General features: G+C 57.4%; 12 protein-coding genes. 1 reads left to right on the top strand and 11 read right to left on the bottom strand.

What is annotated here, in order from left to right; genetic code table 11:
- From C5O24_RS08110 to C5O24_RS08160, 11 genes are all read right to left on the bottom strand, one after another.
- A partial coding sequence (locus C5O24_RS08110) for a M28 family peptidase (RefSeq protein WP_133165504.1) occupies positions 1 to 588 on the bottom strand: 588 nt, incomplete at its 3' end.
- On the bottom strand, positions 588 to 1,097 hold the full coding sequence (ribH, locus tag C5O24_RS08115; protein WP_107035987.1) for a 6,7-dimethyl-8-ribityllumazine synthase: 510 nt from the start codon (positions 1,095 to 1,097) through the stop codon (positions 588 to 590). The genes C5O24_RS08110 and ribH, both read right to left, overlap by 1 nt.
- A gap of 51 nt (positions 1,098 to 1,148) precedes the next feature.
- Entirely contained in the window at positions 1,149 to 2,168 is a 1,020-nt protein-coding gene (locus C5O24_RS08120) for a hypothetical protein (protein WP_107035988.1), read from the bottom strand.
- Positions 2,165 to 3,046, bottom strand: coding sequence for a carbohydrate kinase family protein (locus C5O24_RS08125; RefSeq protein WP_107035989.1), 882 nt, complete (start codon positions 3,044 to 3,046; stop codon positions 2,165 to 2,167). Before C5O24_RS08125 ends, C5O24_RS08120 begins: the two co-directional genes overlap by 4 nt.
- Before the next feature lie 48 nt (positions 3,047 to 3,094).
- Complete coding sequence (locus C5O24_RS08130; RefSeq protein ID WP_107681686.1) at positions 3,095 to 3,709, bottom strand: KpsF/GutQ family sugar-phosphate isomerase; 615 nt, start codon at positions 3,707 to 3,709, stop codon at positions 3,095 to 3,097.
- 104 nt (positions 3,710 to 3,813) lie between these two features.
- The gene (locus C5O24_RS08135) at positions 3,814 to 4,275 is read right to left on the bottom strand and encodes an acyl-CoA thioesterase (protein ID WP_107035991.1); all 462 of its coding nucleotides are present in this window, start codon (positions 4,273 to 4,275) and stop codon (positions 3,814 to 3,816) included.
- A gap of 2 nt (positions 4,276 to 4,277) precedes the next feature.
- Entirely contained in the window at positions 4,278 to 4,568 is a 291-nt protein-coding gene (locus C5O24_RS08140) for a DciA family protein (RefSeq protein ID WP_107035992.1), read from the bottom strand.
- Positions 4,565 to 5,674 carry a DNA replication/repair protein RecF gene (recF, locus tag C5O24_RS08145; protein ID WP_107035993.1) on the bottom strand — a complete coding sequence of 370 codons (1,110 nt, stop codon included), beginning with the start codon at positions 5,672 to 5,674 and terminating at the stop codon, positions 4,565 to 4,567. The genes C5O24_RS08140 and recF overlap by 4 nt, the downstream gene beginning before the upstream one ends.
- 17 nt (positions 5,675 to 5,691) lie before the next feature.
- On the bottom strand, positions 5,692 to 6,507 hold the full coding sequence (locus C5O24_RS08150) for a M48 family metallopeptidase (RefSeq protein WP_107035994.1): 816 nt from the start codon (positions 6,505 to 6,507) through the stop codon (positions 5,692 to 5,694).
- Between the two features lie 142 nt (positions 6,508 to 6,649).
- Positions 6,650 to 8,254, bottom strand: a complete 1,605-nt coding sequence (locus tag C5O24_RS08155) for a S41 family peptidase (protein ID WP_107035995.1) — start codon at positions 8,252 to 8,254, stop codon at positions 6,650 to 6,652.
- Positions 8,255 to 8,388: 134 nt separating this feature from the next.
- Entirely contained in the window at positions 8,389 to 9,453 is a 1,065-nt protein-coding gene (locus C5O24_RS08160) for an endonuclease/exonuclease/phosphatase family protein (RefSeq protein WP_107681687.1), read from the bottom strand.
- Positions 9,454 to 9,505: 52 nt separating this feature from the next.
- Between C5O24_RS08160 and C5O24_RS08165 the strand changes: the two genes are divergently transcribed.
- Positions 9,506 to 9,796: hypothetical protein (locus C5O24_RS08165; RefSeq protein WP_133165505.1), on the top strand; the 291-nt coding region annotated here is incomplete at its 3' end.

The raw sequence follows: 9,796 nt of genomic DNA on the forward strand, positions 1-9,796 counted from the left end.
GATCACTGTGCGCTCGGGCTGCACTCCGCTTTCGACGAATGCGCGTGCGATCTGCAGCACGGCTGCCACTCCCGATGCGTTGTCGTCGGCGCCGTTGTAGATCTGGTCGCCGTCGAGCAGCGGGTCTGTCCCGAGGTGGTCGAAGTGGGCGCCGATGATCACGTATTCGTCGGGATTCTTGCCTGTGATGCGTCCCATGATGTTGGTGAGCGGAAGTTTCTGATGCACCTCCTGCTCCAGGCGTGCTATCGAGTCGGGATGGACGGTGTAGCGTCCTTTTTTCTGCCGTTCGCGACGGTAGGCGGCAAACGGCTGGCGGTAGGTCTTGCCGTCCCACGGTTCAAGGCCTGTGGCGCGCAGGCAGGCTTCTGCGTAGTTGGCGGCGATGCGTCCCGAGGGGTATCCGGCTTCGCGTCCCTGAAGTTCGTCGGATGCCAGAAAGCCTATGTGTGCTTCGGCTGTTTGGCGGTTGATGGTCATATAGCCGCGTTCTTTTCCTTCGGCGGTGTTGTTGTCGGCGGCGCCGGCGGTGATGTAAGTAGCCGCCGACAGTGCTATGGCTGCAATGATATGGTTTATGCGTTTCATCAGGGATGTATGTTTGTTTCCGGTTGTTTTTCGGCGGCATGCTTTGTCGATCGGTCGAAAGCGATCATTTTCAATGCTGTCAGAGCCGCTTCTGCGCCCTTGTTCCCGGCCGGGCCGCCTATGCGGTCGATGGCCTGCTGCTCGGTGTCGACGGTGAGCACACCGAATATCACAGGTGTTTTGCCCTGCAGGTTTATGTCGGTGACGCCTTGTGTGACCGACTGGCACACGTAGTCGAAGTGGGGGGTGTCGCCGCGAAGCACGCAGCCAAACACTATGACGGCGTCGTAGCCGCAGCCGGCAAGCCGGGCGGCGGCATATGTCAGCTCCACTGCTCCGGGCACGTCGAAGAGTCCGATGCGGTCATCGGTGAGTCCGTGTGACAGCAGTGTGGCCACGGCTTCGTCGCGCAGGCGCGATGTTATGTGGGTGTTCCATTCGGCTGTGACTATGGCCACTCGTGCGTCGGTTGTGGCGGCAGCGTCGGTCTGGGGTGAATATGTCGACATGTTTCGTTGTTTTTTGTTGCAGTGTTGTTATTGACGGATGCCGGTCGGATCTCAGCGGGGGAACAGTTTGTGCCACAGTCCGAGTATGTCAAGGCGGCGGGTGTTGGCGTTGAGCAGCACTTCCACTATGCGCCGGTGCTCTTCATCGGCGCCGAGGCGTGTGGCCTTGTGGAGCATGGTGTTGAGCAGATGCACTCCTTTCTCGCGCTGCCCCTTGATGTACAGAAGGCTTTCGCCAAGGTCGATCGACAGTGTGAGCTGGCGCAGTGTCATCTCCGGCTCAATGCCCACAAGATATTTTAGAGCCCGGGTGTAATATTGCACAGCCTGGCGGTGTTTGTCCATGCGTGCGAGAGTGCGGCCCTCCTCGGCGAGCGAGTCGACGAGCCGGTCGGTGGCGTCGGGCGCTTTGGCTGCTACCAGAGCCATGTATGTTTCCACTGCGGCCTGTGTGTGAGCCAGCAGATTGGCCTGTTTGAGGCGTGAGTGCATCACTTGTGTGACCGAAGCCTGTGCCATGACCAGAGCCGATGCGTAGCGGTCGGGTTCGGTGCGTGCCAGACGTTCGAGTATTTTCATCGATTTCTCCACTTCGCGTTCGGCCTGCCTGTACTCTCCGCGTGCGGAGTGGAGCAGTGCCACGTCGTGGAGCAGCGCGGCCAGCATGCTCAGGAAAGCCTCGTCGCGCCGCTTCGGATTGGCGGCGAGCATATTGAGGGCGTCGGCAGCGGTCTGCATCGCCTCTGCATGACGGTTCTGCGACAAGTGGAGCGCTGTGAGTACCTGCTTTATGGCCGTGCGTTTGTCGGCTATGTCGGGGTTGTCGGCGTCGGGCGCGATGGCCATGACGGCATCAATGGCAGTCAGCGCGTCGGTGGCATGTGGTGCATTGCCGGCGATGATGGCGTCGGAGGCATAGCGCCTCATCTCGTCGTGGGCGGTGTCAAAACGGGCGTCGCGCAGATGTTCGGCGGCTTCCTCCACGGTAGCGGCTTCCACTATCCGGCGTCCGGCATCGGTGGAGTCGCCGGGCAGAAATCCGGGTGAGAGTGATGTGTTGTCGTTTTTCACTTGCGGGATGATATGAAGTCGGCTGCTTGCGATGCGAGCATACGGAGCAGTCCCGACGGCAGGCTGTCGGCATTGTCGTGGGTTATGCCCAGCTGGATCAGTGCGTCGGTCAGTGCGGCAAGCGCAATGGCGTTGACCTGAAGAGGCTCTTTGTCGGATGTGAAAGGGGTCGTGACAGTGTCTTTGCCGTGATAGATGCTTATCGTTCCGTTGTTGTCGTCGACGTTGGCCATCAGGCGTGTGTAGAAACTGATATGATCGCGGTAGCTCGATTCGGGGGTGGCGTCGGCGCCGAATATGTTGGCGAAGTCGCCGCTGCGTGTCACCACCATGTCGGCAAATTGCAGGTTTTCGAGTATGAAAGGCATCACTTTGGTGATGCTCGGCTCCAGTTTGCTCAGGAATCCGGGGAGGTAGATGATTGTGGCTTTGCGTTCGGCGGCGTTTGTCAGGAAGTCGGTCAGATTCGGGCGTATGCGCTTGTCGAGCGCGAAGTAAGACCCGAAGATTACGATATCGTCGGCGTCGACGCGCGGCCAGATGAAGTCAAAACCTTCGGCGGCGTGGCTGCGCATGGCCACAGTGGCCTCGTCGCGGTTCTCGAAAAGGAAGTAGGCCGGTGTGACTCCGGCTGTGTAGCGGTCGATGGAGCGTGTCGATACGTTATGTCGGGCGAGAAATCCGGTGATGATGTCGCCGGTGAGGTCGCGCGAGGCTTCTCCGGCGAATTCCACCGTGTGGCCGCAGTCGCCGAGTATGGCGGCGGCGTTGAGCAGCCGTCCGCCCGGATGGGCTGTGAGGCTGAATGTGTCGGATGCGGTGTCGGCAGGGAAAACTATGTCGAGTGAGCATTCGCCTGCCACTATGATCTTTCTCAAAGTAAAGCGTGGATTAGGAGTTAAAGGAAGGTGATCAGCCTGTAGGCGTCACTGGCGGCTCTTGTGGCCGAGATAGCCTCCGTGGTGGCGTTTGGCATATTCGGCTTTGGTGAATCCGGTGGCTTTCATGACGTTGACCACCAGTATGTCGCCGATGACGGTCATGAGTGTGGTGGAGGTAGTCGGGGTCAGTCCGAGCGGGCACACTTCGGGGGCGCCGCCGGTGAAGAGTGTGGCGTCGGCGCGCGATGCCAGTTCGCTCTGGGCATTGCCGGTGATCACTATCGACGGTATGCCGGGATAAAGTTCGTCGGCCAGGCTGAGGAGCTCTACTATCTCGCGGGTGCGCCCCGAATTGCTCACGAGGAGCATCACGTCGTCGGGCTGCAGCACGCCGAGATCACCGTGCTGGGCTTCGCTTGGATGGAGATTGACCGCCGGAATGCCGGTGGAGCAGAATGTAGTGGCTATATTCATGGCGATCTGTCCGGCTTTGCCCATGCCTGATGTGACGAGCTTGCCTCCACGCTGCTTCACATGGTCTACGATCAGACTGACGGCCTTGTCGAAGTCGGAGGTGTAGGGTATCGAGGCCACGGCTTTGCTTTCGGCTTCGAGGATGTCGGCCATGATGGCCTTTATGTCGATTGCGTTATCGGTCATGATGGGGTTGTTTTCTGCAAAATTAATGCAAAGCGCCGTAATCTGCAAATCAAATATGGCGGTGCGTGACCGGCCGACGATCGGTCGTCGGGTCGAGTGTCGGATCAGAGTTTCCTCTGCTCGTATTGTTCTACGGCCTTGACCCATTCGCGGTCGAGCGCCTGTCCTTTGGCTGTGGCTGGGTCGAATCCGGCCATGACGGTGTGTCCGACGCATTTGGTCTGTCCGGTGACGCCGTTCACGATGCGTTGCTCCATCTTGAAGCTGTGGGTGCTTACGGATGTGACCTGTGTCCACACCTCGAGCGATTCGTTGAAGTAGCTCGGTGAGTAGAAGTCGCAGCCTATGTGCACCACCACGGCCTTGAGACTGCGCCAGTCCATGCCTACGGTGGAGAAGTAGTTGACCTTGGCCAGGTCCATGAAGCTGAGGTAGACGTTGTTGTTGAGGTGTCCGAGCATGTCGATGTCGGTAAACCGCATCTGCACGGGCAGCACGTGGTGGAACGGGAATTGTGCCTCCGGCACCTTAGGGTTGTCGGACTGCAGCAGTGTGCCTTCTTGCATTTTCAATGAATTATTATTGAAGTTATAACGTTTCGGCCCACCCGTCGGTTGATCTGCTCCACGAGTGTGGTCTTGTGGAATCCGAGTTCGTTTTTAAGCGACGCCGAAGTGATATAGACATGCATGACGCCGTGATCCACGTAGCGGTGGGTGGTATAGCGGTTCACGCCCTGTCCCACCACCTCGGGCCATACGAAGCATGCCCGCTGCTCGGCATAGGTGTCGGCGTGGCCGCTCTGCTCCACGAGCTTGCTGAATATCTGGGAAAAGAGCTGCGGGTCGGTGCGTTTCATCGTTCGGGAGTGAATATGCCGTCGCTCACCGTCCACATCCTGAAGTCGCCGGCCATGTGGCTGACGATTTCGTCGAGATGCTTGCGGTTGGTGTCGGTGATGAATATCTGTCCGAAGTCGCGGCGCGCCACGAGCTGTATGATGCGCTCCACCCGACGTGAGTCGAGTTTGTCGAATATGTCGTCGAGCAGCAGCAGCGGGCGCATCCCTGTGGCTTCGCGCAGGAATTCGTATTGTGCCAGACGCAGGGCGGTGGTGAAGGTCTTGGTCTGTCCCTGCGATGCGGTGCGGCGCAGGGGCATGTCGGCGAGTGTCATCACTATGTCGTCGCGGTGGGGCCCGACGGTGGTGTGGCGCATGGCCTCGTCGCGCCGCCGTGCTCTCGCCAGCGCGTCGGCAAGCCCGGCGGCTATGCCGTCGGGCGATGCCGTGCTGTCGTCGTAGGCGAGGTCGACCTTCTCCTCTTCGCCGGCTATGGCGGCGTAGAAGGCGCCGAATCGTGTGCGGAGTTTGTCGATCCACTCTTTGCGTGCGCCGGTGATGACTCCGGCGGCCATCTCCATCTGCAGCTCGACGGCTTCGTAGAGGGCGCTGTCGGACGATGCGTCGCGCAGCATGCGGTTGCGCTGCGTGAGTGCGGTGGCATATCGCATCAGCGCGTCGAGGTAGCGGTGGTTTTCCTGCGATATGACCATATCCATCCACCGGCGTCGTTCTTCAGCGGCTCCGCGCGCCAGATCGGTGTCGGAGGGCGCGGTCATCACTATCGGAAACGACCCGATATGGTCGGCCAGGCGGGTGTATTCCTTGCCTGCGCGCTTGAGACTCTTGCGGCGTCCGCGCTGCATGCCCAGCTGCAGTTCCTCGTCGGCGCCCCGACGCCGGTATATGCCTCTGGCCATGGCGAAGTCCTCTCCGCGACGTATCACCATCGTGTCGGCCACGCCGGTAAAACTCCGGCAGAAGCTCAGATAATGTATGGCGTCGAGCAGATTGCTCTTGCCCATGCCGTTGTCGCCGAGGAAACAGTTGATTTTAGGCGAGAAGTCGAGCGACGCCTCGCCTATGTTCTTGAAGTTGGTGAGTGTGAGCGACCGAAGCTCCATATATCCGTTGCTGTCGCTTACTTCTGTTCGGCGGCTTCAGCTGCCGGACGCTCGAAGCCGTCCTTGGTGGCGCGCTCGCTCATGCGTTTGATGCGCTTGGCTGTTTCGGGGTGGGAGCTGAACATCTTCTGCACGTAGTTGCTCTTGCTTCCGGCCTCTCCTTCCATTTTCTGGAATTTTTCGAATGCCATCACCATGCCCCAGGGGTTCTTGCCGTTGGCCACAAGGAATTCATAACCTGCGTCGTCGGCTTCGTTCTCCTGTTTCTGCGAGTATTTTGCGTTGATGAGTCCTTCGCCGAGCGATCCGAGCTGCGAGTCGGTCAGTGCGGCGGCTTTCGACGAAGTGGATCCTACGGCGTCCTTTGCGGCTCCGGTGAGAAGCTGTGTCTTGAAGGCGTTCTTGGAGTGGCGGCGTGTGACGTGGCCGATTTCGTGGCCGATAATGCCGAGAAGCTCGTCGTCGCTCATTATGTCCATCAGCGACGAGAATACGCGCACGCTGCCGTCGGGACATGCGAAGGCGTTTACGTCGATCACATCGTAGACCTTGAAGTTCAGGGGTATGCCGTCGGCGTCCTTGAGCCCTTCGGTGAGGCGGCGCAGGCGCTTGGTGTACTCGTTGTTTTCGTCGGGCACGGGGTTGTTCTTGTCCATCCAGTCGACAGATTCCTTGACGTAGGCGGCCATCTGCTCGTCGGTGAGTGTCACTGCCTGGGCGGCTTTGCTGGCGGCTCCGACAGCTTTCTTGAGATTGAACTGTGCTGAAGCGGGCATAGCTGCCGCGATCATGATAATGAGAGAGATTGCTTTGATTGACAGATTCTTGAACATGTCAGTTTGTTTGGTTATAAAATACGGTTCTTGCAGCCATTCATTATGGCCGCTGCAAAATTACTCAACTTCGCCCAATCATCCAAGATCCAATTGTTAAGAGTCAGGGATGACGCGGCTGTATATTCTCAATGCAGGGCTGTCAAGGCTCGAGAATCATGCGTATCTCGGCGTTGTCATCATCGCCGTAACGGTGGAATGTCGCTGTGGTGAGTTCCACGTCGGGCTTCATCTGACGTGCTTCAGGATGATCGGCGGGAAGCATGTTCTGGATGGAGTTGGAGATAGAGCCTGTCAGACCGGTATGTGTCAGTCTGAACGGCGTTGTTTCCATGAAGGTGTTCGGAGCCTGCGAACTGGCTACTCCGATTACTTTTGCGCCAAGCTGACGCAGATAGTGGGCCGTGTGATAGGCGGCGCTGAATGTCACTCCGTCGGTGATGACATAGACTTCGGCGGGGCGGTAAAGCGGCTCTCCTTTCTGCCTGACAAGCATATCGGTGCGCGATGTCATAAGTCCGGAGAGGTATTTTTCGAGTTCCTCCGGGCTGAGCTCTTTCTTAGGTTCGCTGTTCTTCCCCCAGATGGTATAATCGTTGTATGTGAAGTCGCAGTTGTATTGTTTGTTGAAATCTTCGAGGGAGCTGTTGATTTTCTTGAAGTAGAGTGGCGAGAGCTTCCGGTAGAACTGCTGGCTGTAGTCCTGGGTGGCCACTTTGCTGCCATAGAGCTGATAGAGCATCGCGTAGACTATAGGAGTCCATCCGCCGCCGTTATTCCGAAGGTCGATGAACAGCTTGTCGGATTTACGCTTTTTCATCTCTTTGAGCAGTTTGCCGAATTCCTCGGCAAGCACCGGTATCTGTCGGAAAGCTTCTTCTATGGTGGCGGGACGCTTTTGGCCTGTGCTGGAAAGGTAGTTCCAGAGCTGCGATTCGTAATCCCAGCCGTTGCTTTTCATGTAGTCGAAGCAGTCGCGTGAATATGTGGTGTTGAATCTGAAATATGCGCTCTTGCCCTTGTCGTCGATGAAGCAGTATTCCATGTTGCCTTTAGGTAGCTTGTATTTCGACTTGATTCTGGCATAACTCTTATAGCTGAACCGGTCGGTAGAGGGGATGAGCGGAAGCCGTATGCCGTGCTCGTGTCCCGACTTGTCTTTGAGCGTGAAGTCGACGGAATCGCCTTCAAATCCCTCGATTGTCTGACTCAGGAAATTCTCGCTGCCTATGTTCCAGCAGAGATGCTTCATGATTCCCGACCGGTTTTCCGTGATGGCCACACTGCCGGTGCGTATTATGAGCGTGTCGAGTGGGATGTTGTTGACAGCCGTGATTGTATAGCCGAGGCACTCTTTGAGCGAATCGGGGATAAGGGCTACGGCAAGTCCGTCGGAGAGCTGTTTCAGATATATGGGAGCGTAGCGGTTCTTGCCTTTCGGCTTCATCTGGCTGATGCCGGTGTGTCCGTCGCCGAGCGGCAGAAGAAACTGTGTAATCCGTCGGGCAAGCTCATTGCTGTCGGTTACAGAGTCAGTCCATATGCTTTCGGTGAAGTTGCGTGCCGTGGCATAAAAATAAGGACGTCCCCCGTAGGGTGTATAGGGGTCGGGATGCGTTTCTTCAAGATATCGGATAAATTCGCGGAAGTCGGCATGTATGGAGTCTACGGGAAGTGCAGTCCCCTTGGCAGTGCCGGCGGTGAATACTGCCAGCGTTATCAGGAAGGCTGTAAATGGTTTTTTCATAAATGCTGTTGATTTTGACGGTTTTGCAAATATAGCTGTTTTTTTTGTTTTATTCGTCTTCAAACAAAAATCACTCGAACAAAACTCAAAAAATCACTCGCAGCTAATTTTTGCGAGTTACTTATGGGAATTGTTCAGGGCCGGCTGACACTGACCGCGGGGGCGAAGAGGAATATTTCGGTGGGGAAATGGTCGGAATATCCTTCGAGGAAGCGGCCGCCGGCGTATGTGCGCCAGGGCATTCCGTCGTAGCGTCCGCCATGCTGCTTTATGAAGTCGAGATCCATGATGCGCGCGCCGGTATAGATGAGCGATGAGGCTCCGTTGTCGGGCAGCAGTGTGCCGCCCACGAGTATCTGGTCAAAGAGATTCCACTGTCCGCGGTAGGTGAGTGTGCCGCGTCCCGAAGCGTGGATCTTTATCCATGGGTTGAGAAATGCGTGCGGAGCCACGTCGTAGGGATCCTCGCGTCCGCCGAGCACTCTGGTGCATGATGCGTCGGCCGGATCGTCGTTGAGATCGCCCATCACGATTATGGCGCGTTCGGGATCGCACGCCCAGAGAGAGTCGGCGATGTGCCGGGTGAGTTCTGCTGCAGCTATGCGCATCGGCTCCGACAGCTCCTGTCCGCCGAGGCGCGATGGCCAGTGGTTGACGATGACGCTGAGTGTGTCGCGGCCAAGCAGGCCGGTGACGCACAGCTGGTCGCGTGTGCGGAATTCGGGGTTGTCGGGTATATAAAGGAAATGTGGTTCGTAGGATATGAGAGTGAACAGTGTGGAGTCATAGAGCAGCGCCACGTCGATGCCGCGTAGATCGGGTGAGTCGTGATGGACGTAGCCGAGCCGCCGGCTGCGCAGTGGTTCTGCCTCGACAAGATCGCGGACCACCGACTCGTTCTCGACCTCGGCTATGCCTACGATGGCCGGGCCGCCGGGCGTCGATTCGGTGACGAGGTTGGCTATCGCGTTGGCGAGATTGTTGATTTTGAGGCGGTATTTCGCCGAATCCCACTGGCGGGCACCCTGCGGCGAGAACTCAAGATCGAATTTACCGTTGTTGTTGATGGTGTCGAACAGGTTTTCGAGATTGTAGAACGCTACGCCGTAGACTGTGCCCCCGGAGGGCTTGTCGGCCCGGGCAGCCGACGATGTGATGATAATGAGCGCCGTGATGGCACCGAATACAAGTCGTTTCATCTTTTCAAAATTTGCTCGTAAAGTTACACAAATTTTTGGCTAACTTTGCAACATGAATCAGTCAAGCATACGACCGAAATCATGGCGGCTTGAGCCGGGAACCGGCGATGACGCCTTCAATAGTCTGTTTCTCAATGCCGAATGTATATATTTGCTCGACCGTAATGCCGATGGAGGCACTTTGGTGAGTCTGATCCAGGGAGGTGTGGAGAAGCGCATGACAGTGAGCTCCGGCATGAATATGGCCGGAGAGAGCCTGCTGGAGGCTTTGCATTCTTCAGAGGTGACTCCGTCGGCTCCTGAAAAGCCGCTGCCGCTTTCGCCGCGCACCACGCGCCGATAT

This window comes from Paramuribaculum intestinale (assembly GCF_003024925.1).
In the GTDB taxonomy this organism is placed as follows: domain Bacteria; phylum Bacteroidota; class Bacteroidia; order Bacteroidales; family Muribaculaceae; genus Paramuribaculum; species Paramuribaculum intestinale.